The sequence below is a fragment of the Pseudomonas sp. ADAK7 genome (assembly GCF_012935675.1).
Lineage (GTDB): Bacteria > Pseudomonadota > Gammaproteobacteria > Pseudomonadales > Pseudomonadaceae > Aquipseudomonas.
Genome location: NZ_CP052861.1, coordinates 6856623 through 6874137, shown reverse-complemented (window position 1 = coordinate 6874137; position 17515 = coordinate 6856623). Strand labels below are relative to the sequence as shown.

The window sequence follows — 17515 nt, the reverse complement described above, 5'->3', positions numbered from 1 at the left end:
CGGTGGTTGTTTTTACGACTGCTTCGCAGCCGAACGCAGCCTCGCTGGGGCTCGACAGCTGCTACGCTCGACAGCTGCTACGCTCGATTGCGGCTACGGATTAGAGCTCGGCAGCGAGGCGCGATCCTTGGTTGATCGCCCGCTTCGCATCCAGCTCGGCCGCGACGTCCGCACCGCCGATCAGATGCACGTTCTGCCCGGCCGCGACCAGACCGTCCTGCAATTCACGCAGCGGATCCTGCCCGGCGCAGATCACGATGTTGTCCACCGCCAGCACTTGCGGCTCGCCGGTTTCGCCGATGCGGATGTGCAGGCCTTCGTCGTCAATCTTCAGGTATTCGACGCTGTTGAGCATCTGCACCTGCTTGTTCTTCAACCCGGTGCGGTGAATCCAGCCGGTGGTCTTGCCCAGGCCGTCGCCGACCTTGGAGGTCTTGCGTTGCAGCAGGAACACCTCACGGGCCGGGGCATGGGGCTGGGCCTTGATCCCGGCCACGCCGCCGCGCGCTTCGAGGTGCGTATCGATGCCCCACTCTTTCCAGAACGCGGCGCGGTCGAGGCTGGTGGCCACACCTTCGTGCACCAGGAACTCCGAAACGTCGAAACCGATACCACCGGCACCGATCACCGCCACACGCTTACCCACCGGTTTGCGCTCGAGGATCACGTCCAGGTAACTCAAGACCTTGGCGTTCTCAACGCCCGGAATCGCCGGGGTACGCGGCGCGATGCCGGTGGCAAGAATGATCTCGTCGTAACCGCCCGCCACCAATTGCGCCACATCGACGCGGGTGTTCAAGCACACCTCGACGTTGGTGGTCTGCAATTTGCGGTTGAAATAGCGCAGGGTTTCGAAGAATTCTTCCTTGCCCGGCACGCGCTTGGCGATGTTGAACTGGCCACCGATTTCGCTGGCCGAATCGAACAGCGTCACCTGATGGCCACGCTCGGCGGCCACGGTGGCGGCGGAAAGACCGGCAGGACCGGCACCGACCACGGCGATTTTCTTGATCTGCTGCACTGGCAAATAATTGAGCTCGGTCTCATGACAGGCACGCGGATTGACCAGGCAACTGGTCAATTTGCCACCGAAGGTGTGGTCGAGGCACGCCTGGTTGCAACCGATGCAGGTGTTGATTTCATCCGCGCGGCCAGCAGCAGCCTTGTTGACGAAATCGGCGTCGGCGAGGAACGGCCGGGCCATCGAGACCATGTCGGCATCGCCTTCCGCCAGGATCTGCTCGGCGACTTCCGGGGTGTTGATACGGTTGGTAGTGATCAGCGGAATACTCACCGAACCGCGCAGTTTGGCCGTGACCTTGCTGAACGCACCGCGCGGCACTTTGGTGGCGATGGTCGGAATCCGCGCTTCGTGCCAGCCGATGCCGGTGTTGATGATCGTGGCGCCCGCCTGCTCGATGGCCTTGGCCAGGGTGACGATTTCTTCCCAACTGCTGCCGCCTTCCACCAGGTCGAGCATCGACAGGCGAAAGATAATGATGAAATTCGGACCGACCGCTTCACGCACGCGGCGGACGATTTCCACCGGCAGGCGCATGCGGTTTTCGTAGCTGCCGCCCCAACGGTCGGTGCGGTGGTTGGTGTGGGCCGCGAGGAACTGGTTAATGAAATAACCTTCGGAACCCATGATTTCGACGCCGTCGTACTCGGCGACTTGCGCCAGTTTCGAACAGGTGACGAAATCGCTGATCTGCTTCTCGATGCCTTCCTCGTCCAGCTCTTTAGGCTTGAACGGGTTGATCGGCGCCTGGATTGCGCTCGGCGCAACCTGTTTCGGGCTGTAGGCATAACGCCCGGCGTGGAGGATCTGCATACAGATCTTGCCGCCCGCCTCGTGCACCGCGCGGGTGACGATCTGGTGCTTGAGCGCTTCTTCCTCGGTGGTCAACTTGGCCGCGCCGGAATACACCCCGCCCTCATCGTTCGGGCCGATACCGCCAGTGACCATCAGGCCAACACCACCCCGGGCACGTTCGGCAAAATACGCCGCCATGCGTTCGAAACCGCCGGGCTTTTCTTCCAGGCCAGTGTGCATCGAGCCCATCAGGGTGCGGTTGCGCAGCGTGGTAAAACCCAGGTCCAGCGGGGCCAACAGGTGCGGGTAATGAGCGGCGGCCATCGGTAACTCCACATCGAGCGATCACGGAAAAAGTGCAGGAGCTCTTCGGCCCCTGTCAGTCATGTGGCACAGACTAAGAGTCGCATCGTTGTCACTCAATGACCCAAACTCACAACTTATTGATCCAAATGCGCAGCGCCCCTTGGCAAGCGCCGACCGTGGCCCTACCCTAGTCGACGAATCCTGCACACGGCCGTTGACTGCTTTCCCATGCGCAAACTTCTGTACCTGACCTTTTCCATGGCGTTGATCGCCGCCCTCACGACCTACGCCATGTGGGCCGCGGACCGTCCGGTGGGTCATTACCTGTCAGACCTGCGGATCAATCTGGCGGTCGATCAAGGCACCCCGGCCGATCGCGGCAATCTGCTGGGCATCCAGCCCGAGCTGTTCCCCACCGACTACCAAAGCCCCGAGCGCTTGCACCGCAAACTCGCGGCTTATCTGCAAAAAGCCCAGGACCAGGGCCTGCTGAACGACAAAACCATCGTGGTGCTGCCGGAACATGTCGGCACCTGGCTGATGGTCAGCGGCGAGAAAGATGAGCTGTACCAGGCCAGCACCCTGAAGGAAGCCATGAACTGGCTGGCGGCGAGCAATCCGTTGCAATTCGTCCGCGCGCTGATCAGCGCCAAGGGCGCCAGTCGCCTCGACGACGCTCATCTGCGCATGAAGGCCAAAAGCATGGCCAAGGATTACCAGGCGCTGTTCGGTGGCCTGGCGAAAGAATTCCACGTGACCCTGGTGGCCGGCTCCATCGTGCTGCCGGAGCCAAGTGTGCGTGATGGCAGCCTGAAAATCGGTCACGGCGCGCTGTTCAACAGCACCGTGGTGTTCGGTCGAGACGGTGTGCCGATCGGACAACCGCAACGGCAGATGCACCCGATCTTCGCGGAACAGGACACCCTCGCCGCCAACACCGATCACACGGTCAACGTAATTGACACCCCGGCCGGACGCTTGGGCATCTTGATCGGCAGCGACAGCTGGTACCCGGACAACTACCGCAAACTCGACGACCAAGGCGCGCAACTGGTGGCGGTCCCGGCGTTCGTCGTCGGGCGCGGCACCTGGGACAAACCGTGGCGCGGTTACAAAGGCCTGTCGACACCCGGCTCGGTCAGCCTCAAGGCCGGTGAACTCAGCGAAGGCCAGGCCTGGCATCGCCTGACCCTGATCGCCCAGCCACCCAGCAGCCAGGCCATCGCCGGCATGAGCGTATTCCTGCGCGGGCAGTTCTGGGACAAGGGCAGCGCCGGTCAGAGCTTCCTCAGCAACAATGGTCAACACTCCGCCGACGGCAATGAGCGTGGCGCGCGCATGCTGAACCTCTGGTTGTAAACCATGAAGCCGCTGCCGATGCGCCTCGGGGATCTGTCGGTGGGCTTCGTTCATAGCCTGGCCGATGCCGTGCACAGCCACGGCGCCGACCCACAGCCCTTGCTCGAACAGTACGGCCTCGACGCGGCGCGCCTGGGCGAAGCCGGTGCGCGACTGTCGATCCCGCGCTACATGCGCCTGGGCCACGGGGCGATTCAACTGACCGGCGACCCGGCGCTGGGCTTGCGCATGGGCCAGCTCAGTCGCTTGAGTCAGGCCGGCCTGGCTGGCGTCACCGCCGCCCAGGCGCCGACCGTGCGAGAAGCGGCGCGTTGCCTGATTCGTTTCGAAGCCTTGTACGGTTCCAACTATCGCGGCCAGTCGAGCTTTCACGAAGACGTTCGGGGCGCCTGGCTGCGCTTCTATTCCATCAGCCCCTACAACGCCTACAACCGCTTCGTGGTGGACTCGATCATCGCCGGCTGGTTGCAGCAGTTGTCCAGCGTGAGCCCTGCCCCGCTGCGTGCCGAGCGCATCGAGATCGAATTCGAAGAACCGCTGTATCGAGAAGCCTACAGCGTGTTTGATTGCCCGATCCAGTTCGGCGCCGAGCACAACCAACTGCGCCTGAGCCTGAACGCCCTCGCCCAGCGCAACCCGCAACACTGCCCGAGCACCTGGCGGCACCTGCTGCAATTGTGTGAAAGGGAACTGGAACAGTTGACACGCACCCGCAGCCTGCGTGAACGCATCACTCAGTTGCTGGGGCCGTTACTCAATGGTGGCCGGGAACCCGACCTGGAAGAAGTGGCGGCACGCCTGAAGCTGCCGACCTGGACCTTGCGTCGCAAACTCGCCGAGGAAGGCACGCAATTTCGCGCAATTCTCAACGACACTCGCCGCGACCTGGCCATGACCTACATCCGCGATACCGAACTGGCATTCGGGGAAATCGCCTATCTGCTCGGCTTTGCCTCAGCCGAAGCCTTTCAACGGGCCTTCAAACGCTGGAACGGCCAGACACCCGGCGAGTTTCGCCGCAGTCATCGCCAATCCGCGTAAAGCCTTACAGCTCGGTGGCGTCTTCGGCCGGTTCCAGTGGATCCAGTTCAAACGCCGAGTACTCGAGCAACTCTTCTTGATAATCGTCCAATGTGGTGTCCCCCATCGCTCATTAAAAATGGCCTGATCAACTAACCAGCGCCTTGAGCATAAAGTGCCCGCGTGAAAGAAAAATGACGTTCACACGACACTCTGCCGCTACTGAATAAAACGTAGCAGGTGGTCAGGAATTTATCACAGGATTTTTTCGATACAGGCCGTAGGACAACGGCCTGGTTTGACGTGGGTCAAGCTTGATGGCCATTACGGGAGCGTGTCGTTCGACACGCTCCCGTAACGCCTGGATCGCTTACTGGGCCGGAATAGGTTCGCTTGGGGGCGGCATGTTGTCCGGATGCGACGGTGGCGTGATGGTCTCGGCCGGCGCGGGCTCGGACGATTCAACGGGAGTGATCGGGGCCGATTCTGCTGGCGGAGTGACCGGTTCTGAGGCCGCAGGGGCCGCCTCGACAGGTGCTGGCGCCGCTACAGGCTCTGCGGCAGGTGCGGGCGCTGGCGTGGGCACCAGTGGTGCTGGTGCAGCCTTGGCTTCAGGTACGCCCAGGTCGGTTTTCGGTTTTTCGACAATGTGCGCGGCTTTCTTCGCTTCCGGCGGCAGGAACAATTCCACCAGGGTAAAGAAACGCTCGTAGAACTTGGCCGAGGATACGGTTTCGCTGGCCACCTTGACCATCGAATCATCGGACGAACCGATCGGCATCGACACCGAGCCCAACACACCGACGCCGAGGCTGGCGGAGTTGTTGGTTTTCTTCAGGGCATAGCGGTCCTGCAGGGCGTTGGCGAACATGGTCGCGTGGTGGCCTTCAGAGCCATCATCGGCACACACCACACTGAAGCTGATCTCCATGTGGGTCTCGCCGGTCTGCTGGAAGCTCTTGTGGCCGCTGACCAGTTTCGGGTCGCTGCTGGTGATGATGTAGCCCTGGCTGAGCAAGGCGCGACGAGCAGCTTCGCAGGTCTGCGCATCGGTCACCGGATAGCTGCGTGAAAACGTTCCGGAATCGTCGAAGTTCTCATGCTCATAGATGGCGGCTTTCTTCGACGAACAACCGGCAGCAACGGCCAGCACCAGTGCCAGCCCGACGATACGCATGGGAATTGATCTAAACATTGAACATCCTGAGAGAAAACGGTCCGGGGCGTATTGTGCAACAGAACGATGCATAGCGTCGCATCGATTAGTGTCTTAAAACGGTTACAGGTGTGTTGACCGTTATATGGGGGAAAAGTCGCATACGGTGATGGATTCCCGATGGGCAGAGCGATCTTTTGCTCCACCCATAAAAAACCCCGGCCTTTCGGCCGGGGTTCTTGTATCGCGCAAAACTCAGTCAGTCATCAAAAACGCTTGATGTCCGCTTCGCTTTCCAGTTGCTTGCGGTAGGCCGCAAAGTCTTGCTGGCCGATGCGCGAAGCGAGGAAGCGACGGTATTGAGCCTTCTCTTCATCGGTCGGCGCTGCGGCTTCGTTCACGCCGTTCAAGCGCACGATCACCAGGCTACCATCGGCCAGGGTCACGCTGCTGAAGGTCGGCTTGTCCTTGGCGGCAGGCTTGGGCATGCGGAACAGCGCTTGCAGCACAGTTGGGTCAACCCCTTCCTGTGCGCGAGTAGCGGCTGCGGTGACCTTCCAGTTCTGGCCGTCGATGGCCTTGTCCAGTGGGGTCTTGCCGTCACGCAGGCTGGCGATCAACTGATCAGCCTGGGTCTTGGCGGCAGCACTGGCGTGCTCCTTGGCCAATTGCGTACGGATGCTCGCGGCCACGCTTTCGAGCGGCAACTGTGCAGGCTTCAGGTGTTCCTTGGCGCGCAGCACGATCACGGTTTCCGGATCGAGTTCGATGGCGGTGCTGTTGGCACCCTCATCCAGCACTTCAGGGCTGAACGCTGCAGTGACCACGGCACGGTTGGCCGCAACACCTTCGCCACCTTCACGGCCGAACGGCGCGGAGGTGTGGACGGTCAGCTTCAAGTCTTGCGCCGGCTGGGCCAGGTCAGAGGCTTCGAACGACGAATCTTCCAGTTGCTTGGTCGCCTCGACGAAACGCTGCTCGACCTGCTGGGTTTTCAGCTCACGGGTCAGCTTGCCTTTGAGACTGGCAAACGTCGGAACTTCCGGCGCTTCAACGCCCAGCAGCTTGATCAGGTGGAAACCGAAGTCAGTACGGATTGGCTCGGACACCTGGTCCTTGTTCAACGAGTACAGCGCTTTTTCGAACGCTGGATCGTAGACGCCAGGACCGGCGTAACCGAGGTCACCGCCGTTGTTCGCCGAACCCGGATCCTGGGAGAATTCCTTGGCCAACGCCTCGAATTTCTCGCCTTTGGCCAAGCGCGCCTGCACTTCCTCGATCTTGGCCTTGGCTTGCGCCTCGGTCACTTTGTCGTTCACTTCGATCAGAATGTGCGCAGCCCGGCGTTGTTCGGCCAGGTTGGCGGTTTCTTTCTGATACGCCGCTTGCAGGTCTTCGTCCTTGACGCTGACCTCATCAAAGAAGGAAGCCTTCTTCAATTCCAGGTAATCGATGACCACCTGATCCGGCGTCATGAATTCCTTGGCGTGTTCGTCGTAGTACGCCTTGACTTCGTCGTCGGTCAGCTTGACCGCTGACGGATCAACCTTGATGGGCAGGGAAGCGAAATCGCGGGTCTGTTTTTCCAGACGGGCGAACGCCAGCACCTGTGCATCAGTGACGAAACCACTGCCGGCCAAGCCTGCGCGCAGCTGACCGATCAGCATTTCCTGAGCCAGCATCTGGCGGAATTGCATACGGCTGTAACCCAGCTGACGGATCACCTGGTCGAAACGCTCAGGGCTGAACTTGCCGTCGGCCTGGAATTCAGGCGTCTGCAGGATCACCTGGTCCAAAGCGGCTTCGGAGAAAGCGAACTTCGACTTTTCTGCGCCTTGCAGCAGCAGTTTGCGATCGATCAAGCCCTTGAGGGCCGATTCGCGCAGCATTTTTTCGTCGAGCAACGACGCATCGAAATCCTTGCCCAGCTGTTGCATCAGCTGACGGCGTTGCATATCGACGGCCTGGCTCAGCTCGTTTTGGCTGATTTCTTCGCCGTTGACCTTGGCCGCATCATTGCTGTGCGTCGTGGCCTGGAAAATGGCGTCGAAACCGGTCAAAGCCATCAGTGCAACGATGACCCCGATAATGGTCTTGGCAATCCAGCCTTGTGAATTGTCCCTGATATTCTGCAGCATGCGTCCCCCAGAAACGGTTGAACTTCAAAATTAGGCAACCGTGGAGCGTGGGTAGAATCCGGATAGAAGAAAGGCGCATCCGGGGATGCGCCTTCTCGTAACTGGCGGAACGGACCGAGGGTTCGAACTTGCGACCCTCGGTGTCTCAGATCAACGACTTGTTGGCTGGACTACCGCTCCGCTGCCAGGTCAGGCATGACCCCGACCCGGATAGGCAAAAACCTGAATCGAACTTAGTTGACAGCTTCTTTCAGTGCTTTACCGGCTTTGAAACCTGGTTTTTTGGCTGCAGCGATTTCCAGCGTCTTACCGGTCTGTGGGTTACGACCGATGCGAGCAGGACGATCGGTGACGGAGAACGTACCGAAACCAACCAGAACAACGGAGTCGCCAGCCTTGAGAGCGCCAGTGACGGATTCGATTACAGCGTCCAGCGCACGGCCAGCAGCAGCTTTCGGGATATCAGCGGATGCAGCGATAGCATCAATCAGTTCCGACTTGTTCACTCTAAGTCCCCTTATATCTATTTGAGTATGATTCTAAGTTTTTTGGTGAAAGCAAAAACGAGTGCTGAATGGCCTACAGACACTTAAGAGCCGCTTTATAACAAGGGCTCTAAAAAGCTGTCAAGGAAGCCCCCCAGGCAAATGCGTACTAATGCGTGCTAATTCTTTCCTTAGAGTCAGACTCGCGTTTTTCATCCTTTGCAACTATCTCCGGAGCCACATCCGGCAAGGGCTCCGGCGCGTATTGCAGCGCAATTTGCAGGACCTCGTCAATCCATTTAACCGGTTTAATCTGCAGATCTTGCTTAATATTGTCAGGAATTTCCTTCAAATCGCGTACGTTCTCTTCAGGAATGATCACCGTCTTGATCCCGCCGCGGTGTGCCGCCAGCAGTTTTTCCTTCAAACCGCCGATCGCCAGCACCTGGCCACGCAGGGTAATTTCGCCTGTCATGGCGACGTCCGCGCGCACAGGAATGCCAGTCAATGCCGACACCAGGGCCGTGCACATGCCTACACCGGCGCTAGGGCCGTCCTTCGGGGTCGCCCCTTCTGGCATGTGGATGTGCGTGTCGCGCTTCTCGTGGAAGTCCAGGGGGATCCCCAGGCTCTTGGCACGGCTGCGAACAACGGTCAGTGCGGCGGTGATCGATTCGACCATCACATCACCCAGGGAACCGGTCTTGATCAACTGGCCCTTGCCCGGTACGACAGCGGCTTCGATGGTCAGTAATTCGCCACCCACTTGAGTCCACGCCAGGCCGGTCACTTGACCGATCTGGTCCTGGGATTCAGCCAGACCGTAGCGGAATTTGCGCACGCCCAGGAAGTGTTCCAGCATCTCGGCAGTGACCTTCACCGAGAAGCGTTTTTCCAGTGCGTGCTCTTTGACCGTCTTGCGGCAAACCTTGGCAATCTGGCGCTCCAGCCCCCGCACACCGGCTTCGCGGGTGTAGTAGCGGATGATGTCGCGGATCGCTTCGGCGTCGAATTCCAGCTCGCCTTTCTTCAAGCCGTTGGCCTGAATCTGCTTGGGCGAAAGGTATTTGACGGCGATGTTGATCTTCTCGTCTTCGGTGTAGCCCGGCAGACGAATCACTTCCATCCGGTCCAGCAGCGCCGGTGGAATGTTCATGGAGTTGGAGGTGCAAAGGAACATCACATCGGACAGGTCGTAGTCGACTTCCAGATAGTGATCGTTGAAGTTGTGGTTCTGCTCCGGATCGAGCACTTCCAGCAACGCCGACGCTGGGTCACCACGCATATCGCTGCCCATTTTGTCGATTTCATCGAGCAGGAACAGCGGGTTGCGAACCCCGACCTTTGTCATCTTTTGAATCAATCTTCCGGGCATCGAACCGATATAAGTCCGGCGATGACCACGAATTTCCGCTTCATCGCGTACGCCACCGAGGGCCATACGGACGAATTTGCGGTTGGTGGCGTGTGCAATCGACTCCGCCAGAGAGGTTTTACCCACCCCTGGAGGACCGACGAGGCACAACACCGGTCCACGAATTTTCTTCACGCGCTTTTGCACGGCGAGGTATTCGAGGATGCGTTCTTTGACTTCGTCCAGACCGTAGTGGTCTGCATCGAGAATGTCTTCGGCACGAGCCAGGTCCAGACGCACCTTGCTCTGAGCCTTCCACGGCACCTGAACCAGCCAGTCGATATACGAACGCACCACGGTCGCTTCCGCGGACATTGGCGACATTTGCTTGAGCTTGTTCAGTTCGCCCTGGGCCTTGGCCAAGGCATCTTTCGGCAGGCCGGCGGCATCGATGCGCTTTTTCAGCTCTTCGATTTCGTTGTGGCCTTCCTCGCTGTCGCCGAGCTCCTTCTGAATGGCCTTCATCTGCTCATTCAGGTAGTACTCGCGCTGACTGCGCTCCATTTGTTTTTTGACGCGACCGCGAATGCGTTTTTCGACTTGCAGCAGGTCGATCTCGGCATCCAGCAACGCCAGGACGTGCTCGACCCGGGCCGACAAATCGATGATTTCGAGAATTTCCTGCTTCTGCTCGATCTTCAGGGCCATGTGCGCGGCCATGGTGTCGACCAGGCGGCCTGGCTCGTCGATGCTGTTGAGCGACGACAGGACTTCAGCCGGGACTTTCTTGCCCAACTGTACATATTGTTCGAACTGAGCCAGCAGGCTACGGACAAACACTTCCGACTCGCGCTCAGGCGCGTCGACTTCGTCGATCAGCGAGACTTCGGCGCGGCAGTGGCCGTCGACTTCGCTGAAGCGCTCCACGGCGCCCCGCTGCTCGCCTTCGACCAGAACCTTGACGGTGCCGTCAGGCAGCTTGAGCAGTTGCAGAACAGTGGCGATGGTACCTACGCGATAAAGTGCTTCTTCACCGGGATCGTCGTCAGCAGGGTTCCGCTGAGCCAGCAGAAGGATCTGCTTGTCGCCCGTCATCGCAGCCTCGAGGGCTTCGATGGATTTCTCGCGCCCCACGAACAGCGGGATAACCATGTGCGGATAAACCACGACATCACGCAATGGCAAGAGAGGCAATTCGATGGTTGTCTTCATGATTTCGCCTCTACGGCGGCCATTAGGCCGTAAACAGATGGATGTAAGCTTGAAACCAAGATGGGGGCTGCTTTCAAAAAAAACAAGCGCAAAGAGGGTGTTAAAACGCTTTAAAAGAAAAGGGGCCCGAAGGCCCCTTCTTTATTCCAGCTGCGTGACGCTTAAGCGTCTGGCGCGGCCTTGGCAGTCGGCTCACTGTTTTCGTAGATATACAGTGGCTTGGATTTGCCTTCGATAACGCTTTCATCGATCACTACTTTGCTCACCTCGGACTGCGAGGGGATTTCATACATAGTGTCGAGCAATACACCTTCGAGAATCGAACGCAGGCCACGGGCACCGGTCTTGCGTTCCAGGGCACGTTTGGCGACCGATTTCAGTGCGTCGGCCCGGAATTCCAGGTCCACGCCTTCCATCTCGAACAGCTTGGCATACTGCTTGGTCAGAGCATTTTTCGGCTCGGTAAGGATCTGCATCAACGCAGCCTCATCAAGCTCGTCCAGCGTGGCGAGGACCGGCAGACGACCGACGAATTCCGGGATCAGACCGAACTTGACCAGATCGTCAGGCTCGACTTCACGCAGGGACTCACCGACTTTCTTGCCTTCTTCCTTGCTGCGCACCTCGGCGTTGAAGCCGATGCCGCCACGGGTGGAGCGCTGTTGAATAACCTTCTCCAGACCGGAGAACGCACCACCGCAGATGAACAGGATGTTACGGGTATCGACCTGAAGGAATTCCTGCTGCGGATGCTTGCGACCACCTTGCGGCGGAACGGAAGCGACCGTGCCTTCGATCAACTTGAGCAAGGCCTGCTGTACGCCTTCACCGGAAACGTCCCGGGTGATCGACGGGTTGTCAGACTTGCGCGAAATCTTGTCGATTTCATCGATGTAGACAATGCCCATCTGGGCTTTTTCCACATCGTAATCGCACTTCTGCAGCAGCTTCTGAATGATGTTCTCGACATCTTCACCTACGTAACCGGCCTCGGTGAGGGTGGTTGCGTCGGCGATGGTGAACGGAACGTTCAGCAAACGGGCCAGTGTTTCGGCAAGCAGGGTTTTACCCGAGCCTGTCGGGCCGATCAGCAAGATGTTGCTCTTGCCGAGTTCGACGTCGTCATTCTTTTTGTCACGCTGGTTCAGACGCTTGTAGTGGTTGTACACCGCTACGGCCAGAACCTTTTTCGCACGCTCCTGACCAATCACATACTGATCAAGGATGCCGCTGATTTCTTTAGGCGAAGGCAATTTATGCGCGCTGCTCTCGGCCTGGGCTTCCTGCACCTCCTCACGGATGATGTCATTGCACAGGTCGACGCACTCGTCGCAGATAAAGACCGAGGGGCCGGCAATCAATTTGCGCACTTCATGCTGGCTTTTGCCACAGAAGGAGCAATAGAGCAGCTTGCCGTTGTCCTCGCCGTTGCGGGTGTCAGTCATTCGTTCGATCCAAATCCGATAGGCTTGCAACACAAGATGAAGGCTATTGCGGGCTTTTTCAAGCCCGCTAGTGATCGGAGCGGCCGACCAAGCCTATTTTGAGCTGCTTATTTAAGCGGGGCGCTGGCTGATCACTTCATCGATCAACCCGTACTCACGCGCGGCTTCTGCGCTCATGAAATTATCGCGGTTGGTGTCGCGCTCGATTTCTTCCAGCGTGTGCCCGCTGTGCTTGGCCATCAGCGTGTTGAGACGCTCACGAATGAAGAGGATTTCCTTGGCATGGATTTCGATATCCGATGCCTGACCCTGGAAACCGCCCAATGGCTGGTGAATCATCACACGCGAGTTCGGCAGGCAGAAACGCTTGCCAGCGGCACCGGCCGTCAACAGGAACGCGCCCATGCTGCAGGCCTGGCCAATACAAGTGGTGGACACGTTGGGTTTGATGAACTGCATGGTGTCGTAGATCGACATGCCTGCTGTCACCGAACCGCCCGGGGAGTTGATATAGAGATGGATGTCCTTGTCCGGGTTTTCCGCTTCAAGGAACAGCAGTTGCGCACAGATCAGGTTGGCCATGTAGTCCTCTACCGGACCAACCAGAAAGATTACTCGCTCCTTGAGCAGACGCGAGTAAATGTCGTAAGCGCGCTCGCCACGAGCAGACTGCTCGACAACCATCGGGACCAGGCCGCCTGCGGCCTGGATATCAGAGTTCTGCTGAATATACGAATTACGGAACATGCTCTGCAGTCACTCCCAAATAGTTATGTCTTGAATACGCATAAGCCAGCGCGAAGGCTGGCTTATGGTGATTACTTCTTAGCGCAGAAACGATCAGTCGGCTTGTGGAGCTTCTACCGGCTTGACTGCTTCTTCGTAAGAGACCGCTTTGTCGGTCACGTTAGCCTTCTGCAGAACAGTATCCACAACTTGTTCTTCCAGCACAACCGAACGGACTTCGTTCAGTTGCTGGTCGTTCTTGTAGTACCAGGACACAACCTGCTCAGGCTCTTGGTAGGCCGAAGCCATTTCCTGAATCATTTCGCGAACGCGGGCTTCGTCTGGCTTGAGGTCGAATTGCTTGACCACTTCAGCCACGATCAGACCCAGCACAACGCGGCGCTTGGCTTGTTCTTCGAACAGCTCGGCCGGCAGTTGATCAGGCTTGATGTTGCCGCCGAACTGCTGAACAGCCTGCACGCGCAGACGGTCAACTTCGTTGGACAGCAGAGCCTTTGGCACTTCGATCGGGTTGGTGGTCAGCAGACCGTCCATGACCTGATTCTTGACCTTGGATTTGATCGCCTGACGCAGCTCGCGCTCCATGTTCTTGCGAACTTCGGTGCGGAAGCCTTCCAGACCGGTTTCCTTGATGCCGAATTGAGCGAAGAATTCTTCGGTCAGCTCTGGCAGTTTTGGCTCGGAAACAGTGTTCACGGTCACGGTGAACTCAGCAGTCTTACCTGCCAGGTCGAGGTTCTGGTAGTCCTCTGGGAAGGTCAGGTTCAGAACGCGCTCTTCGCCAGCTTTAGCGCCAACCAGACCGTCTTCGAAACCAGGGATCATGCGGCCGGAACCCAGCACCAGCTGAGTACCTTTGGCGGAACCGCCAGCGAACACTTCACCGTCAACCTTGCCAACGAAATCGATGTTCAGTTGGTCTTCGTTCTGGGCAGCACGTTCGGCCACTTCGAAACGGGTGTTCTGCTTGCGCAGGATGTCGAGCATCTTGTCCAGGTCAGCGTCAGCCACGTCAGCGCTCAGGCGCTCAACGGTGATACCGTCGAAACCGGCTACAGTGAACTCTGGGAACACTTCGAAAATCGCGACGTATTCCAGATCTTTGCCAGCTTCGATCGATTTAGGCTCGATCGAAGGAGCGCCAGCCGGGTTCAGCTTCTGCTCAACGACAGCTTCGTAGAAGGAGGACTGGATCACATCGCCTACAGCTTCCTGGCGCGCATCAGCACCGAAACGGCGCTTGATTTCACTCATTGGCACTTTGCCTGGACGGAAGCCAGCAATCTTGGCCTTTTGGGCGGTCTGCTGCAGACGCTTGTTGACCTGAGTCTCGATGCGCTCAGCCGGCACGGTGATGCTCATGCGGCGCTCAAGAGCAGAAGTATTTTCAACAGAAACTTGCATGGATATTCCTCGTTGCACAGACGTTAGCCGGCCGTTTCCGACCCCAGAATCAAGGGCATGCATTCTAGTGGGTCAAACTCAAGAAGTCACCCTACTGAAAACGGGTAAAAAAACAGCAGGCAATTTATAGGCGAGGGACAAACGGTTGTGCCTCGCCCTGTTAGCAAATACAGCCAGTCAAGCCAGGGCTCTGCACCACCTCTTCTATATATAGAAGAAGTAGCAGGCATCTCCCTGACAGCCGACCTTGCGAGCAAGGCCGGCGCGCGGCGCGGCATCATCGAGAAACAAAAATACGACGAAACACCCCACCCCTGCGACTCAGGACATGCAGTCGCTGAAAACTCGAACCGCTAAAACAAAAAAGGCGCCAGACTGTAAAATCTGGCGCCTCTCGAAATATGGGGTGGACGAAGGGGATCGAACCCTCGACAACGGGAGTCACAATCCCGTGCTCTACCAACTGAGCTACGCCCACCATATTGCATTGCAAAGAAACCAAACTACTTCCTTGCTTTGCCCCAGCCAGGCCAAACGGCCTGGGCGAAGCTTTATTTGGTGCGGATGAAGAGACTCGAACTCTTACGCCTCGCGGCGCTGGAACCTAAATCCAGTGTGTCTACCAATTCCACCACATCCGCGGCTTGAAGCTGTTAAAGCAAAGGCGCCAGACTGTTAATCTGGCGCCTTTCGAAATATGGGGTGGACGAAGGGGATCGAACCCTCGACAACGGGAGTCACAATCCCGTGCTCTACCAACTGAGCTACGCCCACCATATTGCGCTACTTGTGCCAAAGCTGCCTAATGGCGCACCCGGCAGGACTCGAACCTGCGACCATCCGCTTAGAAGGCGGATGCTCTATCCAGCTGAGCTACGGGCGCCTTATTAATCTGTACTCTTGGAGGACTACAAACTAAGTGCTTCCAGTCTCGCAGAACCGTAATCCCGCTCGACCTTCTCATCCAGTGCTAGGCTGTGCCCGACAAGTGCGACGAATAGTATAGAGCGCCCCAAAGGCCGTCAAATCCTTTTTAAAAAAAATTCATTTAATTAAAGGGCTTAGAGGAATTTGCAGACCAAGCGCCTTTGCCCTTGCCGCCTGACATGCGAGAATGCGCCCTCTTTTTTTCCCCTCTCGATGGTTAATCACGCGCAATGACTGCACAACTTATCGACGGCAAGTCAATCGCCGCCAGCCTGCGCCAGCAGATCGCCAAACGAGTTGCCGAGCGTCGCCAGCAAGGCCTGCGCACGCCCGGCCTCGCGGTGATCCTGGTCGGCAGCGATCCTGCCTCTCAGGTTTATGTCTCGCACAAGCGTAAAGACTGTGAAGAGGTCGGCTTCCTGTCCCAGGCCTACGACCTGCCTTCTGAAACCACTCAAGAAGCGCTGACCGAGCTGATCGATCGCCTGAACGACGACCCGGCAATCGACGGCGTTCTGCTTCAGCTTCCTCTACCTGCCCACCTGGACGCCTCCAAATTGCTGGAGCGCATTCGTCCGGACAAGGATGTCGACGGTTTCCACCCGTATAACGTCGGCCGTCTGGCCCAGCGCATTCCGCTGCTGCGCCCGTGCACACCCAAAGGCATCATGACCCTGCTGGAAAGCACCGGGGCGGATCTGTACGGGATGGACGCCGTGATTGTCGGGGCATCCAACATTGTTGGCCGCCCGATGGCGATGGAATTGCTGTTGGCCGGTTGCACCGTTACCGTTACTCACCGCTTCACCAAGGATCTGGCCGGCCACGTCGGCCGCGCCGATCTGGTGGTGGTCGCCGCCGGCAAGCCGGGCCTGGTCAAGGGTGAGTGGATCAAGGAAGGTGCAATCGTGATCGACGTCGGCATCAACCGTCAGGAAGACGGCAAGCTGGTCGGCGACGTGATCTACGAAACTGCCCTGCCTCGCGCTGGCTGGATTACGCCAGTGCCTGGCGGTGTCGGCCCGATGACCCGCGCCTGCCTGCTGGAAAATACGTTGTACGCAGCAGAAACACTGCACGGCTGATTCCAGTCGCTACACCGAACAAACACGAAACCCCGCCATTGGCGGGGTTTTCTGTTTTCAGGCCTGCCTCCGAACGACAGCCGGACGGCCAACGCTCGAAAACCTCAAACCGTCCTAGACTTCTTATCGAAACATCCCCTAAACCGTAGACGCGAATCAGGAAGTACGCGCATAGCTTAAAAGGCGTCACTTTATGAATCCTCGTAACCCGACTCACCATCGCTTTTTCGTTTTCTCTGGAAAACTCGCCGGCCTGCTTTACAGCCTCTTCTGCTACCTGTGCTTCCTGCTCACCACGCTTTACCTGATCGGTTTTCTATCAGGCATCGGAGTCCCCAAAGACATCAACGCTGGCGCCAGCCTCAGCGGTCCCCTGGCAGCCCTGGTCGACAGCTTGCTGATTACGCTGTTTGCCGTACAGCACAGCGGCATGGCACGACAGGGTTTCAAGCGCTGGTGGACGCACTTCGTCCCGGCGCCCATCGAGCGCGCGACCTACGTGTTGTCGACCTGCCTGGTGCTCGTGCTGCTGTTCTGGTTGTGGCAACCCATGGAAACGCCCATCTGGCGCGTAACCTCTGCATGGGGCCACGCATTGCTCATGGCGTTGTTCTGGCTGGGCTGTTTCGTGGCGGTGTTCGCGACGTTCCTGATCAGCCATTTCGAACTGTTCGGCATCAAGCAGGCGATCAACGCCTGGCGCTCTACCGGGCCCGCGCCACTCACGTTCAAAACGCCTTTGCTCTACAAGCTGGTCCGCCACCCTTTGTACCTGGGGTTTGTGATGGTGTTCTGGGCGACGCCCGAGATGACGGCCGGACATCTTCTGTTTGCACTGCTCAGCACGTTCTACATCCTGATCGGTGCGCATTTTGAAGAGAAAGATCTAGTGAATCTGTTTGGTGAGCGATACCAACGCTATCAACAGAACGTTGCCATGCTCGTCCCCCTGACCAAACGTAAACCGGGCTCGCGGCACCACGATCAAAACTGAGTGAATCCGACGCCTGCTCACCACGGGCAGGCGCCAAAAAACATTAAATTTTCTTCATATAAAGCGC

General features: G+C 58.1%; 12 protein-coding genes and 4 tRNA genes. 4 read left to right on the top strand and 12 right to left on the bottom strand.

From position 1 onward, the window contains the following. Positions 1 to 100 precede the first annotated feature (100 nt). Entirely contained in the window at positions 101 to 2140 is a 2040-nt protein-coding gene (locus HKK53_RS31385; protein ID WP_169373967.1) for an oxidoreductase, read from the bottom strand. A 210-nt stretch (positions 2141 to 2350) separates the two neighbouring features. Here HKK53_RS31385 and HKK53_RS31380 point away from each other — a divergent pair, with 210 nt between their 5' ends. Next, positions 2351 to 3481, top strand: a complete 1131-nt coding sequence (locus tag HKK53_RS31380) for a carbon-nitrogen hydrolase family protein (RefSeq protein WP_169373966.1) — start codon at positions 2351 to 2353, stop codon at positions 3479 to 3481. Between the two features lie 3 nt (positions 3482 to 3484). Further along, positions 3485 to 4522: an AraC family transcriptional regulator gene (locus HKK53_RS31375; RefSeq protein ID WP_169373965.1), complete on the top strand. Its 1038-nt coding sequence runs from the start codon at positions 3485 to 3487 to the stop codon at positions 4520 to 4522. A 349-nt stretch (positions 4523 to 4871) separates the two neighbouring features. On the opposite strand, the gene HKK53_RS31370 is transcribed toward HKK53_RS31375, so the two are convergent. The 11 genes from HKK53_RS31370 to HKK53_RS31320 all read right to left on the bottom strand — a co-directional run bounded on the left by HKK53_RS31370 (position 4872) and on the right by HKK53_RS31320 (position 15325). Next, positions 4872 to 5696: a DUF2242 domain-containing protein gene (locus HKK53_RS31370; protein ID WP_169373964.1), complete on the bottom strand. Its 825-nt coding sequence runs from the start codon at positions 5694 to 5696 to the stop codon at positions 4872 to 4874. Positions 5697 to 5923: 227 nt separating this feature from the next. Continuing rightward, a complete protein-coding gene (locus HKK53_RS31365; protein WP_169373963.1) occupies positions 5924 to 7795 on the bottom strand; it encodes a SurA N-terminal domain-containing protein in 1872 nt (623 codons plus the stop codon). A 233-nt stretch (positions 7796 to 8028) separates the two neighbouring features. Then, positions 8029 to 8301: an HU family DNA-binding protein gene (locus tag HKK53_RS31360; RefSeq protein WP_002552737.1), complete on the bottom strand. Its 273-nt coding sequence runs from the start codon at positions 8299 to 8301 to the stop codon at positions 8029 to 8031. Between the two features lie 148 nt (positions 8302 to 8449). Next, positions 8450 to 10846, bottom strand: a complete 2397-nt coding sequence (gene lon / locus HKK53_RS31355) for an endopeptidase La (protein WP_169373962.1) — start codon at positions 10844 to 10846, stop codon at positions 8450 to 8452. 161 nt (positions 10847 to 11007) lie between these two features. Beyond that, complete coding sequence (clpX, locus tag HKK53_RS31350; RefSeq protein WP_133838758.1) at positions 11008 to 12291, bottom strand: ATP-dependent Clp protease ATP-binding subunit ClpX; 1284 nt, start codon at positions 12289 to 12291, stop codon at positions 11008 to 11010. 111 nt (positions 12292 to 12402) lie between these two features. Next, positions 12403 to 13038, bottom strand: a complete 636-nt coding sequence (clpP, locus tag HKK53_RS31345; protein WP_008148423.1) for an ATP-dependent Clp endopeptidase proteolytic subunit ClpP — start codon at positions 13036 to 13038, stop codon at positions 12403 to 12405. Between the two features lie 93 nt (positions 13039 to 13131). Further along, positions 13132 to 14442 (bottom strand): trigger factor, encoded by a 1311-nt coding sequence (gene tig, locus HKK53_RS31340; protein ID WP_169373961.1) that lies wholly within the window; start codon positions 14440 to 14442, stop codon positions 13132 to 13134. Positions 14443 to 14844: 402 nt separating this feature from the next. Then, positions 14845 to 14920: transfer RNA gene (locus HKK53_RS31335), tRNA-His, on the bottom strand. Positions 14921 to 14998: 78 nt separating this feature from the next. Further along, positions 14999 to 15083: transfer RNA gene (locus tag HKK53_RS31330), tRNA-Leu, on the bottom strand. Positions 15084 to 15140: 57 nt separating this feature from the next. Further along, positions 15141 to 15216: transfer RNA gene (locus HKK53_RS31325), tRNA-His, on the bottom strand. Between the two features lie 32 nt (positions 15217 to 15248). Further along, a tRNA-Arg gene (locus tag HKK53_RS31320) sits at positions 15249 to 15325 on the bottom strand. A 274-nt stretch (positions 15326 to 15599) separates the two neighbouring features. On the opposite strand from HKK53_RS31320, the gene folD reads away from it, so the two are divergent. Continuing rightward, positions 15600 to 16454 (top strand): bifunctional methylenetetrahydrofolate dehydrogenase/methenyltetrahydrofolate cyclohydrolase FolD, encoded by an 855-nt coding sequence (folD, locus tag HKK53_RS31315; RefSeq protein ID WP_169373960.1) that lies wholly within the window; start codon positions 15600 to 15602, stop codon positions 16452 to 16454. Positions 16455 to 16647: 193 nt separating this feature from the next. Further along, positions 16648 to 17448 (top strand): methanethiol S-methyltransferase, encoded by an 801-nt coding sequence (mddA, locus tag HKK53_RS31310; protein WP_169373959.1) that lies wholly within the window; start codon positions 16648 to 16650, stop codon positions 17446 to 17448. The last annotated feature ends 67 nt before the right edge of the window (positions 17449 to 17515 follow it).